This window comes from Aeromicrobium sp. UBA7512, from assembly GCF_002476985.1.
In the GTDB taxonomy this organism is placed as follows: domain Bacteria; phylum Actinomycetota; class Actinomycetes; order Propionibacteriales; family Nocardioidaceae; genus Aeromicrobium; species Aeromicrobium phoceense.
The window spans coordinates 220,204-235,254 of record NZ_DLNK01000006.1 but is presented as its reverse complement, the minus strand read 5'-3'; the positions used below and the strand labels follow the sequence as shown (position 1 = coordinate 235,254).

Below are 15,051 nucleotides of genomic sequence, written 5' to 3'. Positions count from 1 at the left end.
CAGCCCCGGATCAGGGCTTGAAGAGCACCTTGATCGTCGAGTCGGTCTTGTCCTGGAAGTTCTTGTAGGCCGCCGGCGCCTCGTCGAGCGGGACGCGATGGGTGGCGAAGTCGGCCAGGCCGAGCGGATCCGAGGAGTCCTCTGCCAGCGGCTTCACCTGGTTCACCCAGCGCCGCACGTTCGCCTGGCCCATGTGCAGCTGGACCTGCTTGTCGAACAGCGTCTGCATCGGGATCGGGTCGATCGTGCCGGCGTAGACGCCGCTCAGCGAGATGATTCCGCCCCGGCGCACGGCGTCGATCGCGAGGTGCAGCGCACCGAGCCGGTCGACGGCCACGGTGGTCATCGCCTTGCGCGCGAGGAAGTCGGGCAGGAAGCCGACGGCGGTCTGGCCGGCCTGTGCCACGGGCGAGCCGTGCGCCTCCATGCCCACGGCGTCGATCACGCCGTCCGCTCCACGTCCTCCGGTGGCCTCACGCACGACCTCGGCCACGTCGACCTTCGTCACGTCGTACGTCTCGGCACCCCGGGCGGCCGTGCGGGCGAGCCGCTCGGGCACGAGGTCGGCGCCGATGACCCGCGCGCCACGGTGCAGCGCGAGGCGTGCGGCCATGTCGCCGATGGGACCGAGGCCGATCACGAGCAGCGTGTCGCCCTCCCCCACGGCCGAGTACTCGAGCGCCTGGAACGCGGTCGGCAGCACGTCCGAGAGGTACACGAAGTGCTCGTCGTCGAGGTCGGACTCGATCTTGATCGGCCCGTAGTCGGCGTGCGGCACACGCAGCAGCTCGGCCTGACCGCCGGGCACCGCGCCGTAGAGGCTGGAGTAGCCGAACAGCGACGCACCCATCCCGGTGTCGCGGTTCTGCGTGACCTCGCACTGGGTCTGCAGGTCGCGGGTGCACATCCAGCACGATCCGCACGCGATCTGGAACGGCACGACGACGCGGTCGCCCACCTCGAGGTTCGTGATGCCGCTGCCGACGGCGACGACCCGGCCCATCGGCTCGTGACCGAGGATGTCGCCGGGCGTCATGAACGGTCCGAGCACCTCGTACAGGTGCAGGTCGGAGCCGCACAGGCCGGTGGTGGTCACCTCGATGATCGCGTCGGTGTCGTCCTGGATCGTCGGATCCGGCACCGTCTCGACTCGCACGTCGCGCTTGCCCTGCCAGGTCACAGCCTTCATGTCCCCACCTCACTGTCGATGTCGTGGTCCGTGGGAGATGTACCCGCCTCCTGCGGTGCTACACGTCCCGCGCCGCTCAGCGGTCGGAGGTCTCGACGAAGAACGAGAACTTGCCGTCCTGCTCCAGCACGGCCCACTTCACGTCGTCGAGGCGCTCGATGCCCTCCTGACGGGCGGCCGCCAGCACGTCGGCGGTGTTGAGCCGCTCGATCCGCAGGGTCTCCTCGATGAGCTCGCCGTCGCGGATCAGCAGCACGGGCACACCCTCGAAGACCTTCCGTCTCGACGGCAGCCGCCACGAGATCCACGAGACGACGACGGTCAGCAGCGCGAAGGTCGAGACCGCCACGACGGCACCCGTGATCGAGGTGTCCTCGGCGATCACGGCCTCGGCGACGAGGTCGCCCATCACCACGAGGATCACGAAGTCGAACGCGGAGAGCTCGCTCAGCTCGCGCTTGCCGACGACCCGCATCACGATCCAGATCAGCAGGAAGACGACCGCGGCACTCAGGACGATGTTCACGGCAGCACCCACGTCCGGGTGTCGACTGACAGCTCGTCGGCCCCACTGGCGACGCGCACCTCGAACGAGAGCGGGCCGAGGTCGGCCCGGGTGGGCAGGCGGCCGGCGAACTGGACCGAGAAGTCTCCGCCCGGCGGCGCCGCGAACCGCAGGCGCACCGCGTCGCCGGCCGAGGTCTGGACGAGCGGCTCGGGCGTCATGCCCTCGAGGCCCAGCCGGTCGATGACCGCCACCGGGACCTCGATCACCACCGCGGTCCCGGGCTCCACGTCCTCGACCTCCACCATCAGCCCCGACTCCGCCCCGGACCGAGCGAGCTGGGGGTAGGTGACGGTCAGCCGGCCGGTCGCGTCGGTGACGGTGGACTCGCGCGGGCCGAGCCAGCCCAGGCAGCTCATCGCGACGACGAGCGTCAGCAGGACGAGGCCGAGTCGCCGCCACCGCCGGGCCCCGCGTGCCTCACGCGGTCCGGCCACCCCCTCCAGCGTCGGAACCTGCATCTCGGGCGCGTCGGCCACGATCCACCTCCCGGGTCGATTCGCCCGTCACGCTAGCCCCGAAGGGGTTCCACCGCCTCCGGAGCCCTCGGGTACGCAAGACCCGTGCCGCTGCGCCGCGCGCCCTCGCTCGGCTCGTGGGCCTGGACCCGGCCGTCCGGCATGACGTGGTGGACGGGCACGCCGTGGACGAGCATCGCGGCGTCGGAGACCAGCCGGCGGTGGCACCGCCACCACACGAACTCCGAGCACATGACGGCCGTGACGGCGCTCTCGGCACGGGCGAGCGCGTCACGCAGCCCAGCGTCGAACTCCGCCGTGCGCGTGTGCGCGGCGTAGGCGCGGAACGCCTCGACGCGCCACCACGCATCGGCGTCACCAGCCTCCGCAGGCACGCGGCGGCGGCCGCCGAGCCGCTCCTCCCAGACGTACGCGACTCCCTCCCCGGGCAGCCAGTCCGCGAGCGCGTCACGGGAGACGTCGGGGTTGCGCCGACTGCCGGGGAAGCGCCGCACGTCCACCAGCACCTCGATGCCGGCGTCGTGGAGCCGTCGCGTGAGGTCGGCCCGGTCCGACGTGCCGTGGCCGATCGTCAGCAGCCGCGGCGCGGCCGCCCCGGTCACTCGAACGCCGGGTGCTTGGTGGCGACCTCGCGCACCTCGTTCAGGTGGGCGCCGAGGTACCCGCCCCCGGCCGCGACCGCCGCTCCGGCTAGCGCGAGGTTTCGGCCCTTCGCGTCCTGCCCGCGGCGTCGTGCACGCCAGGACGCCGCGTAGGCCACGACGGCGGCGACGTTCGCCACCGCATGGACCACGCCCACCCGCCGCTCGGGCCGGCGCGAGATCCCGCCCCACTCGGCCCACCCGGTGACGGCCGTGGGGATCGCGGACAGCACGCCGAGGCCCACCAGCCGTCGCGCGGCCGGTCGGGCCTCGTCACCACCGACGAGGTCCAGGACGGACGCCGACGTCCAGAAGCCCAGCGGCAGGTCCGTCAACAGCGGATGGATCGCGTGACCGAGCCAGTCGCCCTGGAGCAGGCGACGGCGGCCCTCCGTCCCGATCAGCCGTCCCGCTACCGGGCTGAGCGCCCGGACGGCGGGGTCGAGCACACGGGCACCCTCGATCCGCTCGGTCACCCGGACGGCGAGCCGTGCGGAGTGCTTCGAGGCCGCCATCAGAGCTTCGGCCCCCGACCGGGGTTGAAGCCCGCGTCGCCGCGTCCTACGCCACGGCCACCGGCTAAGACCCCACCGACCAGCGCGGCGGCGGTCTGCATCGGGGTCGAGGTCATCGGTGATCTCGTGGTCATGATGAGTTCCTTTCGGTGTTGCGTACACCTGTTCGGTACCCGTTCGGCGACGTCGCATTCACGCTCGCCGCGTAGGTCGGGGCCTGTTGTTGCAGCACCAGGTGCTGGATCCGGTCGTCCTCGCGCTGCCGGCGGTCGTGGGCACCTGGGTGGCGACGCGGGTACTGCGTCGGCTCGTGCGCCGCTGATCAGTCGCCGACGAAGATGCAGAACGGGTGCCCCTCGGGGTCCGCGAAGACGTAGAGCGGCTCGTCCGGGTCGTCCGTGCGATCGAGGATGATCGTGGCGCCCAGCCCCTCGGCGCGAGCGCGCTGACGCTCGAGCTCCTTCGTGTCGGGCACGCAGGTGTCGAGGTGCAGCTGCATCGGCACGTCGGGGTCCGGCCACGTGGTCGCCTTCAGCTCCTCGGCCTGCTGGAACGCCAGGCCGTGCCCACCGTCGGTGCCGCGGAGGACGAGCCAGTCGACCTCGTCCTCGTCACCCTCGGCCGGCGGCTCGTCACCTGGCCGGTACTCGAGCCCGAAGAGCTCGCGGTAGAACTCGGCCGTCCGCCGCACGTCGGTGGCGTCGATGACCGTCTGCAGGATCCGGGGATACGCGCTCATGCCGACAGGTACCCACAGCAAGGGCCGGTCAGGCAAGCCGCTCCCGGCCGAAGGTTGTACCGGTTCGGCCCATATCGGGGCCAAACCGGCTCAAGATTCGATCGCAGCCCGGCTGGCCTATCCTCCACGTGTGCCGGACCAAGCCCTCGAGCTCAGCTTCGAGCCCTCCTCCGCGGGCGCCGTCCTGGCGCAGTGGGAGGCGCTCAGGGCCGCCGGGATCCCGTCGCAGGCGGACCACCGGTCGATGACCAACGCACCGCACGTCACCCTCGTGGCGGCGGTCGAGGTCGAGGCCGCTGCCGTGTCGACGGCGCGCGAGGCGATCGCTCCCCTCCTGCCCGCGCGGATCGAGGTGCGAGGGCTGGTCCTCTTCGGCCAGGGACCTCGTGTGACCATCGCCCACCTCGTCGAGCCGAACGCGTCCCTGGCGGCCGCCGCCGAGCGGATTCGCGCGCTGGTGCCGGCCCTGCGTCACCCCGTCTGGACTCCCCACGTGACGCTGGCGCGACGCGTCCCACGGCGCCTGCTGCCCGAGGCGCTCGAGGTGCTCCAGTCCACCGCGACCCCGCGCGACCTGGTTGCCGACCGGCTCCGCTGGTGGGACCCGGCACAGGACCTCATCGAGGACGTCGCGGTCGCCCGGCCGTCCTCATGACAGGGTTCGTGATCCGGCTGCGACCTACGCTGGCCGGGTGCTCACGAACCGGTCGGCACCGCACGCCCGAGTGACCCCTGTCCTGATCGTGGCCGACGTCCGCGCGGCCGTGGCCTGGTACGGCGAGGTCCTCGGCTTCGTCGAGCACGTCCGGATCGGCGAGGGGCACCGCGCGCAGCTGGGCCTGCCCGACGGGCCCGCCGCAGAGCTCGTCGTCGCCGAGGTGCGTCCTGGGCGGCGGACGCCGCTGCCCCAGACCTCCCACCAGGTGATGTTCAAGGTCGCCGACGTGGCAGAGGTCGTCGAGAGAGCCCTGGCGCGCGGCGCCCGCCTGGTCGATGAGATGCACGACTGGGAGTACGGCGAGCGCCAAGCCGCCATCGAGGATCCCTTCGGTCATCAGTGGGTGCTCAACCAGACCCTGCGCGACGTCGACCCCCCGGAATGGGGCGGAACCACCGTCACCCCGCGGCCCTCTTCCTCCTAGTGGTCGCCACGGCCTCGTAGGTGCCGCAGGAAGAACCGGATCGAGGCGTCCGCCTCGAACGCCGGGACGCCGGTGTGCCCGCCGAGGTTGGCGTGCAGCGTCTTCTCGGCCGAGCCGAAGGCGTCGAAGAGGTCCAGGGCCAGCTGGCGGTCGTTGCCGGCGTCGTCCCACTGCAGCAGGACGTGCAACGGGACGGTGACCCGCCGGGCCTCCTCGAACATCGAGCGGGGAACGTAGCTGCCGGCGAACAGGAGGGCGGCCGCGATGCGCGGCTCGACCTCCGCGAGGCGGATGCCGATGGCGATCACTCCACCGGAGAATCCCACTGGGCCGTCGTCGATCTCGGGCAGGGACAGCGCGGCGTCCAGCGCCGCCTGCCATTCCGGCACCGCCACCTTCACCAGCGGCAGGACGAGAGCGTCGACGATGCCGTCGACGGGTTCCCCGGCGGCAAGAGCTGCACGCAGTCTGGCGCGCGCTTCCTCGAGAGCGGGCACCCGGGGTCGGTCACCGCCCCCGGGCAGCTCGATGGAGAGGGAGGCGAACCCGTGCTGCGCCGCGTGGACGGCCCGGCTCAGCAGCCGGGGATACATGCCGTCCAGGCCGCCCGGATGGCCGGCGAGGATCAACGGCGCCGGCGTGGACCCGGGCGTCCAGAGGATGCCCGGGATCTCGCCGAGCGTGAAGTGGCGTTCGAGGATGTCGCCGTCGAGACGGCGTTCGGAGTGGAAGTGCATGGTCGTGCCTTTCGGGAGTGCACCTGACGGCGCTCCCGGGACGACCTATCGCCCGACCGTGACTCCGGAGGAGAGCACCCACGTCGCTTCGTTCACGGGGACCACCTCCTCTGCTCCTGCACGGACTCCAGCAGCCTAGCCACGGATCGACGCCGGGACCAGCGCTCAGGCGTCGGCCCGCAGGACCATGCCGACCGAGTGGGGAGCACTGTCGACGAAGCCGTGGCGCTCGTAGAGCCGCCGTCCCGGCGGGTCGGCCATGAGGGACACGTAGGCACCCGGCGGGGCGTCGCGGCGGATCACGTCGAGCAGGTGGGTGAGGATGCGGTCGCCGAGGCCGCGCCGCTGGTGCTCGGGCAGCACCGCCATGTCGACGACGTGGAAGTACCAGCCACCGTCGCCGATGACCCGTCCCATCGCCACGGTGCGGCCGCTCGAGACGTGCCGCACGTGACAAGCGGCCCAGCCGCCCGCCAGGGCCGGGCGCGCCTGCTCCGGCGACTTGGGACTCAGGCCCGAGGCCCGGCGCAGGTGCAGGTAGTCGGTCTCCGCCGGCACCTCGGCCAGCAGCTCGTACTCGTCGCTCACGCTTCCACCCTGCCACCGGCGGCGCGAACACCGTCGCCACCGTCGGTCCGGACGGCTAGCGTGCGGAGCATGCCCATCAAACTCGAGAACGTCGCCATCGCGGTCCGCGACCTCGACGCCACGATCACCTTCTTCACCGACCTGGGACTCACCGTCCTGGGGCGCGACACGGTGAGCGGGGAATGGACCGACACCGCGGTCGGGCTCGACGGGAACCACGCGAAGATCGCCATGCTGCAGACGCCCGACGGCCACGGCCGCCTGGAGCTCTTCGAGTACATCCACCCCGAGGCGATCGAGACCGAGCCGACCCTCCCGAACGAGATCGGCATGCACCGGGTGGCCTTCTCGGTCGACGACCTCGACGAGGCCCTCGAGATCGCCGCACGGCACGGCTGTCACCCGCTGCGCGGCGTGGCGACCTACGAGGACATCTACCGGCTCACGTACGTTCGGGGGCCCAGCGGCATCATCGTGATGCTCGCGCAGGAGCTGAAGCCGGCCGGCTGAGGGGCCGGGCTCAGTCGAACAGCTCGCCCAGCCAGTGGCTCTTCTTCTTGCCGCTGTAGCGACGGTCGTCGTAGCGACGGTCGCGGTCGTCATAGCCGGGGCGCGACGCGTAGCGGTCGTCGCGCGGCGGAGCGGCCGCGGGAGCGGGCGGGACCGAGCGCGACGCCTCGGACTCCGCGCGATCGATGATCTTGTCGAGCTCGCCGCGGTCGAGCCACACGCCCCGGCACTCGGGGCAGTAGTCGATCTCCACGCCGGAGCGCTCGCTCATCACCAGGGTCGTCGAGTCATTGGGGCACTTCATCGGGATCCTCCTCGGCACGGACAACTGTGTGCTCAGCGTAGGTTCGACCGCCCAACCGAGCGCCCTCAGCGCGGCGCGAGGGCGAGGCGGAGGTGCGTGGCGCCGCACAGGTCCTCGACCGCGAGCTGCCGCAGACCGACCGGAGCAGGCAGCAGCGGAGTGCCACCACCGAGGACGACCGGCGCGACGAAGAGGTCCAGCTCGTCGAGCTGCCCGGCCTCGACCAGCTCGTGCACGATCGACAGCGATGCCCAGACCAGGACGACGCCGTCCGTGCCGTCGTGGAACGAGCGCAGGTGCGCCGAGGCGTCCGGCACGACACGGGCGGGTGCGAACCCTCCCCACGGTGCCGCGTCGAGCGACCGCGAGCACACGACCTTCGGGATCGCGTTGACCCGCTCGGCGATCGGGTCGTCGGCCTCGGGCCAGTACTGGACGAACAGGTCGTAGGTCCGGCGTCCGAGCAGGACGTGGTCCACCCGGTCGAGCAGCTCGAGGTTCCAGCGCTGACTCGCGGCGTCGGCCTCCGGCGGAACGGCGGCGAAGATCTCGCCCTCCCCCGACGGCCCTGCCGCGTAGCCGTCGAGCGACGTCCACTCCTGGGCCATGACACGCATCCGCGCCTCCTCCGGTCGTTCGCTCGAGCCTGCCACGCGCCTCAGACGAGCCGCTGCGACAGTCGCTCGCCGATCTCGTCCAGCACCCGCAGCTGGGTGGGATTGAGGTGGCTGGCTCCGTGCTCGTCGAGCAGGCTCTCGGCCGTCCCGAGGTCGAGAGGCGTCGTGAGGTCGAGGTCGCCCACCGTGGCGACCACCGCCTCGACGGACTCGCTCACCAGCCGCTCGAGCTCGGCCGCCGGCGTCGACGCGTCGATCACGTCGAACTGCTCGTAGAGCGTGCCGAACGCCGCCACCGCTGCGGGCTCGGCGAACCGGTCGTAGAGGTCCTCGATCAGCCGAGACGCCTCCTCTCCACCGAGGTGCGCGAGCAGCAGCATCTGCTCCCGCTCCAGCCTCGCCATGCGCGGCGGCACGCCGACCGCGGACGCGAGCGCCATGCGGACGCCCAGCTCGGGCGGCAGGTCGGGCGCGACGCCTCCAGCGCGCAGCGCGGCGACGACCGACCGCTGTGCCGTCAGCCGGTCGATCTGCGCTGCGAGCTCCTCGTCGAGGGACTCCAGCCTCGCGTCGTGGTCGGCGTCGTCGTCCAGTGGCAGGTCCTGCAGTGCGAAACCGAGGTCGGCCAGCCGCTTGATGCGCAGGACGCGCACGAGATGACCGACGTCGTACTCGCGATAGCCGTTGGGGCTGCGCGGGGGCTCCTCGAGGATGCCGATCTGGTGGTAGTGCCGGATCGTCCGCACCGTCACGCCCGCGAGCTCGGCGAGCTCCCCGCTACGCATCGATGGTCTCCGGTTCGGTCGGCTCGAGGTCGCGCAGCGCGGGGCCCGCGACCGCGGCGACCGATGTCACGACCCACAGTGCCACGAAGCCGAGCGCGGCCGCGGTGAGGCTGACGTGCTCGATCACGACCGCGGCGAGCAGGATCGCCGCGGGGGCCGCCGCCGTCACGAGGGCGTTCTGGGTGCCCATCACCCGGCCGAGCGCGGTCTCCGGGACGCCGCTGACCGTCAGCAGGCCGAGCAGTGCCCCGCACAGTCCGCTGCCGAGTCCCAGGACGAAGCCCGCGGTGAAGACCAGCCACGTCGCCGGCAGCAGGCCGAGCACGGCGAAGCCGAGCGACGCCACGGAGAGACCAGTGACGAGCCAGGCGCGCCGAGTGAACCGCTGGGCCAGCACGACGTAGACCGCACTGCCGACGAGCAGGCCCGCCGCGATCGAGGTCAGGACGAACCCGAGCAGTCCGGGCCGGTCGATGAGCGTGAAGTGCACCGGCAGGATGAGCGCCTGGAACGCCGACAGCACCATGACCGAGAACAGCATCAGTCCGGTGACCATCGCGATGAGGCGGGTCCGGGTCAGGAGTCGCCAGCCCTCGACGAACTCCTCCCAGGCGCCCCGCGGTGCCGTGGTGGGCACGTCCTCGATGGTCCCGACGCCCCGGGGAAGGCCGAGTGTCAGCAACGCGGCGAGCAGTGAGGTGCCGGCGGTGATCCACAGGACCGTCGACCCCTCGAACAGGGTCATGAGCAGGCCCGCGACGGCCGGCCCGATCAGCAGCGAGATGCTGCCGAGCGACTCGCGCAGCCCGATGAGCCGCTCCAGGGAGAGCCGCGACTCCCGCGCGATCCCCGGCAGCAGCGCCTCGCGGGCCGTCATGCCCGGGACGTCGCCGAGCGAGCCGATGATCCCGAACAGGACGAACCAGCCGACCTCGAGCCCGACCAGCCCGTCGACGATCGGCAGCGCCGCGACCGCGGCGGCCGAGACGAGGTCCGTGACCACCGAGGAGGTCACCCGGTTGATCCGGTCGATGGCGACGCCCATGAACAGACCCGCCAGCACGGCGGGCACCGCGGTCGCCGCGGCCACCCAGCCCGCCGACATCGCGCTGCCGGTGGCCTGGAGAACGATGAGCGGCAGCGCGATGGCGGCGATCGAGTTGCCGAGGACCGAGACGACGTAGGAGCCGAGGTAGAGCGCTGGTGTCCGCATGGCTCCAGTCCAGACCGTGACGTCGCGTCAGGGTCAAGTCCGACCCGCGACCGCGCTGTCGGCGCATCCGATTCTGTCAGTGGGGCCCACTATGTTGGGTTCATGAGCTGGAGCCGAGCGGTGGTCACGGGTGACGCAGTGCGTCGCGCGCGGGCGGTCGCGGAGTTCGAGGAGTGGGAGTTCGTGGCCTCGTTCCACGCCCGGCGCACCGCCGAGATCGACCGGACGGACGAGATCCCACTGTCGAAGGACCTCGCGCGCCGCGAGGTGACCCTCGAGCTGGCCCGGGCCCTCCACGTCACCGAGCACCAGGTCTGGGCGATGGTCAGCGAGTTCGCCACGGTCGCCGCTCGGGTGCCCGGCGTGTGGCAGTCGTTCCGCGACGGCGACCTCGACGCGGTGCGGGTCACCGCGATCGCCGACACCGCCGAACGCCTCGAGACCCCGCAGGCTTGGGCCGTGCTGGAGGCCTCGGCGCCCGAGTACGCAGCCACCCACACGATCGCCGAGCTGCGCGCGTGGCTGCGCCGGCTCCGCGCGCGCCTCGAGCCCGACGAGGCCGAGGCGGAGCGGGCACGGGCCGTCGAGCAGCGCCGCGTTTCCATCACCCACAACGACGACGGCACCTCCTGGCTGAACGCGCTGCTGCCCACGGGCCTGGCCATCGCGGTCGGCGAGCGGCTCCGTCGGGCCGCGAAGGCCCTCCCGACGGTCGATCCGGAGTCGGGCGAGCGAGACCGTCGCACCCGCGACCAGAAGCAGGCGGACCTCGTCGCCGACTGGCTGACCTCCTGCACCGGCCCCGGCGACATCCGGGCCGAGATCGCCGTGAGCATCCACGCGACCGACCTCATCGGCCTCACGAACGGTCCGGGCCTCACCCTCGACGGCGAACCGGTCGGGGCCGAGTGGGTCCGCGAGCTGGCCCAGTCCGAGCACGCCGTGTTCCGCAGGCTGGTCCTCGACCCGGTCGGCGAGGTCCTCGACACCACCGTCCTGAAGTACCGGCCGCCCGAATCACTCCGACAAGCACTGAGATGGCGCGACGGGACCTGCCGGGTCGCCGGCTGCCGCGCCCCCGTGCACGAGACCGACCTCGACCACGCGAAGGCCTACGACAGCGGTGGCGCGACCACCGGATCGAACCTCCGTTGCCTGTGCAGGAAACACCACAACATGAAGTCCCACGGTCACCTCGACGACCGCTTCCTCGACGCGCCCGTGCGGCACCTCGAGCGCTACGCCTTGACCTCTACTCAGTAATGCTATCTACTGGTACTCAACAACACTGAGTAGAGGGCAGGAGGAGTGACCGTGGGCGGCAAGCAGATGACCGAGATGCTCAAGGGCACGCTCGAGGGGATCGTCCTGGCGATCCTGGCAGCACGTCCGGCGTACGGCTACGAGATCACCTCGGGCCTGCGCGACCAGGGATTCACCGACATCGCCGAGGGCACGGTGTACGCCCTGCTCATCCGCATCGAGAAGCGCGGACTCGTCGACGTCGAGAAGGTCCCGTCGGAGAAGGGTCCACCGCGCAAGGTGTACTCGCTCAACGCTCAGGGACAGCAGTACCTCGACGAGTTCTGGGAGACGTGGAACTTCCTGGCAGAACGGCTCGAACAGCTCCACGAAGGAGGCAAGTGACATGACGAACCCGATCACCCGCATGTTCGGCGAGAAGAAGCAGTGGCGGCAGTACAAGGCGCGCCTGGCCGCACTCCCCCAGCCGCACCGCGCGGCGGCGGAGGCGATCGAGCACTACCTCCTGAGGGTGGGAGCGGTGTTCGTGAGCGACGCCGACGGGCTGCTGCAGATGTTCGACGACATGGTCGAGCTGTTCGAGCAGAGCGCCGCCGACGGCACCGCCGTGCGCGACATCGTCGGCGACGACCCGGTGGCCTTCGTGGAGGACTTCATCACGAACTACCCGTCCGGTCGCTGGCTGACGAAGGAGCGCCAGCGGCTCAACGAGGCGATCGCGGAGGTGGGGTCATGAGCGCCATCGCCGTCCGCGGGATCCGCAAGTCGTTCGGTGACGTGGAGGTGCTGCGCGGGGTCGACCTCGAGGTCGCTCCGGGCAGCGTCTTCGCCCTCCTGGGCTCGAACGGGGCGGGCAAGACCACGCTCGTGCGGATCCTCGCCACCCTGCTCCGCCCCGACGCCGGCGAGGCGTCGGTGGCCGGGTTCGACGTGGGCACGCAGGCCGCCGACGTGCGCGGGGCGATCAGCCTCACGGGCCAGTTCGCCGCCGTGGACGACATGCTGACCGGGCGCGAGAACCTCGTGCTGGTCGCTCGCCTGCGGCACCTGCCCGATGCGGGCGCGGTAGCGGACGAGCTGCTGCAACGGTTCGACCTCGCCGAGGCCGGCGGCCGCCGCGCGTCCACTTACTCCGGTGGCATGCGTCGTCGCCTCGACATCGCGATGAGCCTCATCGGCAACCCGCCGGTGATCTTCCTCGACGAGCCGACCACCGGCCTCGACCCGCAGGCGCGGCTCGAGGTCTGGCAGACGGTCAAGGCGCTCGCCGACGGCGGCACCACGGTGCTGCTGACGACGCAGTACCTCGACGAGGCGGAGCACCTGGCCGACCGCATCGCGATCCTGCACGACGGCCGGATCATCGCCAACGGCACCCTGGTTGAGCTCAAGCGGCTGCTGCCGCCGGCGAAGGTCGAGTACGTCGAGAAGCAACCCAGTCTCGAGGACGTGTTCCTCGCGATCCTCGAGAAGGAGGCGGCATGACCACGCACGGTGTTCGATGGACTGGCGGCAGCGACACGGCCGCACTGACCGGCCGCTCGCTGCGGCACATCCTGCGCAGCCCCGACACGATCATCACCACGACGATCATGCCGATCATGTTCATGCTGCTGTTCGTCTACGTGTTCGGCGGCGCGATCGAGGTCGGCACCGAGGCCTACGTCGACTACCTGCTGCCCGGGATCCTGCTGATCACCGTGGCGCCCGGAATCGCGTACACGGCGTTCCGGCTGTTCATGGACCTGCAGGGCGGCATCTTCGAGCGCTTCCAGTCGATGCCGGTGGCCCGGTCGTCGGTGCTGTGGGCGCATGTCCTGACGTCGCTCGTGGCGAACCTGGTGTCGCTCGCGGTCGTGGTGGGCGTGGCGCTGCTGATGGGCTTCCGCTCCGGCGCCGGCCCTGTCGCGTGGCTCGGTGTGCTCACCCTGCTGGTGCTGTTCACGCTGGCGCTGACCTGGCTGGCGGTCATCCCCGGCCTCACCGCGAAGACCGTCGACGGGGCCAGCGCGTTCGCGTACCCGCTGATCTTCCTGCCGTTCCTCAGCTCGGCGTTCGTGCCTACCGAGACGATGCCGGGTCCGGTGCGTGCCTTCGCGGAACACCAGCCGGTCACCTCCATCGTCGACGCGATCCGCGGCCTGCTCGACCAGCAGCCCGCCGGCAGCGACTTCGTGGTGGCGGTGGCCTGGTGCCTCGCCCTCCTCGTGGCCGCGTACGTGCTCGCAATGACCGTCTACCGCCGCAGGCTCTCCTGAGTCAGCGCGTGAGGCGGACGGGCCCGGGCAGCGAGAGCTTGTCCGGGTTCCGCACGATGTGCAGGGCCGTGACCACGCCGCCCTCCACCACCGCGGTCGCGATCGCGGTCACGGCTCCGGCCTCGCGGATCACGAGGCCGTTCTCGCCGTTGATCCACACCGGCTCCACCCGCATGTCGGCCGGCATCACGCCGGCCAGGAAGCGCAGCACCTTGTCGCGGCCCAGGATCGGCCGGCGCGCCGCGCTGGCCTTCCCTCCCCCGTCGCTGATCAGGACGACGTCGGGTGAGATCACGTCCAGCAGCTGCTGCAGGTCGCCCTCGGCGATCGCCCGCTGGAACCGCACGAGGACCTCGGTGCGCTCCTGCGCCGTGACCTCCGACCTGGGCCGCCTGGCGGCCACGTGCGCCCGCGCCCGTCGCGCGATCTGACGGACGTTGTCGGGCGTGCGGTCCACCGCGGCGGCGATCTCGTCGTACGGCAGGTCGAAGACCTCGCGCAGGACGAACACGGCGCGCTCGGTGCTGCCGAGCGTCTCCAGGACGAGCAGCATCGCGGTCGAGACCGACTCGGCGAGCGCCACGTCGTCCGCGACGTCCGGCACCGTCTCGAGGGGCTCGGGCAGCCACGGCCCGACGTACGACTCGCGCTGCCGGGCCAGCGTGCGCAGGCGGTTGAGCGCCAGTCGGGTGGCGATCCGCACGAGGTAGGCGCGCGGATCCTGGACGTCCTCGCGGTCGTCGGCGCTCCAGCGCAGCCAGACCTCCTGCACCACGTCCTCGGCGTCCGCCGCGGAGCCGAGCATCTCGTAGGCCACGGTGAACAGCAGCGGGCGGTGCGCCGTGAACTCGGCGAGGACGTCCGTCACTGAGCTTCCACCTTCGGGCCCTCCACCAGGGGCAGCTCGCACACGTCGCTGAAGCCCTGGCTGGCCAGGCCCGCCGCCGAGTTGAAGCGCGATCGTTGGTTCTCCACGGCCACCATCATGGTCAACTCCACGAGTGCCGCGTCGCCCAACGCCTCACGCAGGCTCGCGACCTGCTCGTCCGTGACGGTCGGCGGGGTCGCCGTGATGGCCTCCGCGTAGGCCATCACGTCGCGCTCCAGGGGCGTGAAGACGTCCGAGTCGCGCCAGCGGGGCACCTCGCGCACCTTGCGCTCGTCGAGCCCCTCGTCGTGCGCCAGGTAGTAGCCGAAGTCGAGGCACCAGCTGCACCCGATGCTCGCGGCCGAGGCCATCACCGCGAACGACTTGAGGTGCGGGTCGAGTGCGTCCCACGTGCCGACGCGCCGCTCCCACGCCAGCACCGAGCGCAGCAGCTTCGGGTGGTGCCACATCACCGGCACCAGGTCGGGGACGCGCCCGTACATCCGGCGAGCGGCCGCCGAGACGGCGCGGGCCACCGGCGAGGTCATCGGTGCGGCGGGGATCCGGAACGAGCTGGTCATGGCTTCTCCTTCGTCGGACCTCGGTCGAGGTCGCTCAGCATGAAGACACCGGCCGCG

The 15,051-nt window shown here is 71.4% G+C and carries 22 protein-coding genes; 8 read left to right on the top strand and 14 right to left on the bottom strand.

The features are described from left to right. Positions 1 to 10: 10 nt before the first annotated feature. The 6 genes from B2363_RS10595 to B2363_RS10570 form a co-directional block, all read right to left on the bottom strand. Entirely contained in the window at positions 11 to 1,189 is a 1,179-nt protein-coding gene (locus B2363_RS10595) for an alcohol dehydrogenase catalytic domain-containing protein (protein WP_181756473.1), read from the bottom strand. A 76-nt stretch (positions 1,190 to 1,265) separates the two neighbouring features. After that, positions 1,266 to 1,715 carry a DUF421 domain-containing protein gene (locus tag B2363_RS10590; protein WP_181756472.1) on the bottom strand — a complete coding sequence of 150 codons (450 nt, stop codon included), beginning with the start codon at positions 1,713 to 1,715 and terminating at the stop codon, positions 1,266 to 1,268. Next, positions 1,712 to 2,233, bottom strand: coding sequence for a hypothetical protein (locus B2363_RS10585; protein ID WP_286930038.1), 522 nt, complete (start codon positions 2,231 to 2,233; stop codon positions 1,712 to 1,714). Before B2363_RS10585 ends, B2363_RS10590 begins: the two co-directional genes overlap by 4 nt. A 32-nt stretch (positions 2,234 to 2,265) precedes the next feature. Continuing rightward, positions 2,266 to 2,835 (bottom strand): DUF488 family protein, encoded by a 570-nt coding sequence (locus B2363_RS10580; RefSeq protein ID WP_286930036.1) that lies wholly within the window; start codon positions 2,833 to 2,835, stop codon positions 2,266 to 2,268. After that, complete coding sequence (locus tag B2363_RS10575; RefSeq protein WP_286930034.1) at positions 2,832 to 3,389, bottom strand: DUF2231 domain-containing protein; 558 nt, start codon at positions 3,387 to 3,389, stop codon at positions 2,832 to 2,834. Before B2363_RS10575 ends, B2363_RS10580 begins: the two co-directional genes overlap by 4 nt. Before the next feature lie 322 nt (positions 3,390 to 3,711). Next, a complete protein-coding gene (locus B2363_RS10570) occupies positions 3,712 to 4,128 on the bottom strand; it encodes a VOC family protein (protein WP_286930033.1) in 417 nt (138 codons plus the stop codon). A 130-nt stretch (positions 4,129 to 4,258) separates the two neighbouring features. Here B2363_RS10570 and B2363_RS10565 point away from each other — a divergent pair, with 130 nt between their 5' ends. After that, positions 4,259 to 4,783, top strand: a complete 525-nt coding sequence (locus B2363_RS10565; RefSeq protein WP_286930031.1) for a 2'-5' RNA ligase family protein — start codon at positions 4,259 to 4,261, stop codon at positions 4,781 to 4,783. A gap of 37 nt (positions 4,784 to 4,820) precedes the next feature. Next, positions 4,821 to 5,270, top strand: coding sequence for a VOC family protein (locus tag B2363_RS10560; RefSeq protein ID WP_286930029.1), 450 nt, complete (start codon positions 4,821 to 4,823; stop codon positions 5,268 to 5,270). Here the strand turns inward: B2363_RS10560 and B2363_RS10555 are convergent. Both B2363_RS10555 and B2363_RS10550 read right to left on the bottom strand, forming a co-directional pair. Continuing rightward, positions 5,267 to 6,007, bottom strand: a complete 741-nt coding sequence (locus B2363_RS10555) for a dienelactone hydrolase family protein (RefSeq protein WP_286930026.1) — start codon at positions 6,005 to 6,007, stop codon at positions 5,267 to 5,269. The two genes, B2363_RS10560 and B2363_RS10555, sit on opposite strands and share 4 nt — an antisense overlap. 165 nt (positions 6,008 to 6,172) lie before the next feature. Next, the gene (locus B2363_RS10550) at positions 6,173 to 6,595 is read right to left on the bottom strand and encodes a GNAT family N-acetyltransferase (RefSeq protein ID WP_286930024.1); all 423 of its coding nucleotides are present in this window, start codon (positions 6,593 to 6,595) and stop codon (positions 6,173 to 6,175) included. Positions 6,596 to 6,664: 69 nt separating this feature from the next. Between B2363_RS10550 and B2363_RS10545 the strand changes: the two genes are divergently transcribed. Next, on the top strand, positions 6,665 to 7,105 hold the full coding sequence (locus B2363_RS10545) for a VOC family protein (RefSeq protein WP_286930022.1): 441 nt from the start codon (positions 6,665 to 6,667) through the stop codon (positions 7,103 to 7,105). 10 nt (positions 7,106 to 7,115) lie between these two features. Here B2363_RS10545 and B2363_RS10540 read toward each other — a convergent pair whose 3' ends face one another. The 4 genes from B2363_RS10540 to B2363_RS10525 all read right to left on the bottom strand — a co-directional run bounded on the left by B2363_RS10540 (position 7,116) and on the right by B2363_RS10525 (position 10,024). Beyond that, positions 7,116 to 7,409 (bottom strand): zf-TFIIB domain-containing protein, encoded by a 294-nt coding sequence (locus B2363_RS10540; RefSeq protein WP_286930020.1) that lies wholly within the window; start codon positions 7,407 to 7,409, stop codon positions 7,116 to 7,118. A gap of 65 nt (positions 7,410 to 7,474) precedes the next feature. Then, complete coding sequence (locus B2363_RS10535) at positions 7,475 to 8,026, bottom strand: dihydrofolate reductase family protein (protein ID WP_286930018.1); 552 nt, start codon at positions 8,024 to 8,026, stop codon at positions 7,475 to 7,477. A 41-nt stretch (positions 8,027 to 8,067) separates the two neighbouring features. Then, positions 8,068 to 8,811, bottom strand: a complete 744-nt coding sequence (locus B2363_RS10530; protein ID WP_286930016.1) for a MerR family transcriptional regulator — start codon at positions 8,809 to 8,811, stop codon at positions 8,068 to 8,070. After that, positions 8,804 to 10,024 carry an MFS transporter gene (locus tag B2363_RS10525; protein ID WP_286930014.1) on the bottom strand — a complete coding sequence of 407 codons (1,221 nt, stop codon included), beginning with the start codon at positions 10,022 to 10,024 and terminating at the stop codon, positions 8,804 to 8,806. The genes B2363_RS10530 and B2363_RS10525 overlap by 8 nt, the downstream gene beginning before the upstream one ends. Before the next feature lie 102 nt (positions 10,025 to 10,126). On the opposite strand from B2363_RS10525, the gene B2363_RS10520 reads away from it, so the two are divergent. From B2363_RS10520 to B2363_RS10500, 5 genes are all read left to right on the top strand, one after another. Then, positions 10,127 to 11,287, top strand: a complete 1,161-nt coding sequence (locus B2363_RS10520; RefSeq protein ID WP_286930012.1) for an HNH endonuclease signature motif containing protein — start codon at positions 10,127 to 10,129, stop codon at positions 11,285 to 11,287. 66 nt (positions 11,288 to 11,353) lie between these two features. After that, positions 11,354 to 11,671, top strand: coding sequence for a PadR family transcriptional regulator (locus tag B2363_RS10515; RefSeq protein ID WP_286930127.1), 318 nt, complete (start codon positions 11,354 to 11,356; stop codon positions 11,669 to 11,671). 1 nt (position 11,672) lies between these two features. Continuing rightward, the gene (locus tag B2363_RS10510; protein ID WP_286930010.1) at positions 11,673 to 12,023 is read left to right on the top strand and encodes a DUF1048 domain-containing protein; all 351 of its coding nucleotides are present in this window, start codon (positions 11,673 to 11,675) and stop codon (positions 12,021 to 12,023) included. After that, on the top strand, positions 12,020 to 12,772 hold the full coding sequence (locus B2363_RS10505; protein WP_286930008.1) for an ABC transporter ATP-binding protein: 753 nt from the start codon (positions 12,020 to 12,022) through the stop codon (positions 12,770 to 12,772). Before B2363_RS10510 ends, B2363_RS10505 begins: the two co-directional genes overlap by 4 nt. Beyond that, on the top strand, positions 12,769 to 13,545 hold the full coding sequence (locus tag B2363_RS10500) for an ABC transporter permease (protein ID WP_286930006.1): 777 nt from the start codon (positions 12,769 to 12,771) through the stop codon (positions 13,543 to 13,545). The genes B2363_RS10505 and B2363_RS10500 overlap by 4 nt, the downstream gene beginning before the upstream one ends. Before the next feature lies 1 nt (position 13,546). Here the strand turns inward: B2363_RS10500 and B2363_RS10495 are convergent, their stop codons facing one another. Together B2363_RS10495 and B2363_RS10490 are read right to left on the bottom strand one after the other, a co-directional pair. After that, positions 13,547 to 14,413, bottom strand: a complete 867-nt coding sequence (locus tag B2363_RS10495; protein ID WP_286930004.1) for an RNA polymerase sigma-70 factor — start codon at positions 14,411 to 14,413, stop codon at positions 13,547 to 13,549. Continuing rightward, positions 14,410 to 14,994, bottom strand: coding sequence for a carboxymuconolactone decarboxylase family protein (locus tag B2363_RS10490; RefSeq protein WP_286930002.1), 585 nt, complete (start codon positions 14,992 to 14,994; stop codon positions 14,410 to 14,412). Before B2363_RS10490 ends, B2363_RS10495 begins: the two co-directional genes overlap by 4 nt. Between the last annotated feature and the right edge of the window lie 57 nt (positions 14,995 to 15,051).

Excerpts from the sequence above, each read along its gene's own strand:
- B2363_RS10525 (WP_286930014.1), bottom strand. The coding sequence starts at position 10,024 with ATGCGGACACCAGCGCTCTACCTCGGCTCCTACGTCGTCTCGGTCCTC.
- B2363_RS10545 (WP_286930022.1), top strand. The coding sequence starts at position 6,665 with ATGCCCATCAAACTCGAGAACGTCGCCATCGCGGTCCGCGACCTCGAC.
- B2363_RS10540 (WP_286930020.1), bottom strand. The coding sequence starts at position 7,409 with ATGAAGTGCCCCAATGACTCGACGACCCTGGTGATGAGCGAGCGCTCC.
- B2363_RS10510 (WP_286930010.1), top strand. The coding sequence starts at position 11,673 with ATGACGAACCCGATCACCCGCATGTTCGGCGAGAAGAAGCAGTGGCGG.
- B2363_RS10555 (WP_286930026.1), bottom strand. The coding sequence starts at position 6,007 with ATGCACTTCCACTCCGAACGCCGTCTCGACGGCGACATCCTCGAACGC.
- B2363_RS10595 (WP_181756473.1), bottom strand. The coding sequence starts at position 1,189 with ATGAAGGCTGTGACCTGGCAGGGCAAGCGCGACGTGCGAGTCGAGACG.
- B2363_RS10505 (WP_286930008.1), top strand. The coding sequence starts at position 12,020 with ATGAGCGCCATCGCCGTCCGCGGGATCCGCAAGTCGTTCGGTGACGTG.
- B2363_RS10575 (WP_286930034.1), bottom strand. The coding sequence starts at position 3,389 with ATGGCGGCCTCGAAGCACTCCGCACGGCTCGCCGTCCGGGTGACCGAG.
- B2363_RS10490 (WP_286930002.1), bottom strand. The coding sequence starts at position 14,994 with ATGACCAGCTCGTTCCGGATCCCCGCCGCACCGATGACCTCGCCGGTG.
- B2363_RS10520 (WP_286930012.1), top strand. The coding sequence starts at position 10,127 with ATGAGCTGGAGCCGAGCGGTGGTCACGGGTGACGCAGTGCGTCGCGCG.
- B2363_RS10530 (WP_286930016.1), bottom strand. The coding sequence starts at position 8,811 with ATGCGTAGCGGGGAGCTCGCCGAGCTCGCGGGCGTGACGGTGCGGACG.
- B2363_RS10570 (WP_286930033.1), bottom strand. The coding sequence starts at position 4,128 with ATGAGCGCGTATCCCCGGATCCTGCAGACGGTCATCGACGCCACCGAC.
- B2363_RS10515 (WP_286930127.1), top strand. The coding sequence starts at position 11,354 with ATGACCGAGATGCTCAAGGGCACGCTCGAGGGGATCGTCCTGGCGATC.
- B2363_RS10500 (WP_286930006.1), top strand. The coding sequence starts at position 12,769 with ATGACCACGCACGGTGTTCGATGGACTGGCGGCAGCGACACGGCCGCA.
- B2363_RS10535 (WP_286930018.1), bottom strand. The coding sequence starts at position 8,026 with ATGCGTGTCATGGCCCAGGAGTGGACGTCGCTCGACGGCTACGCGGCA.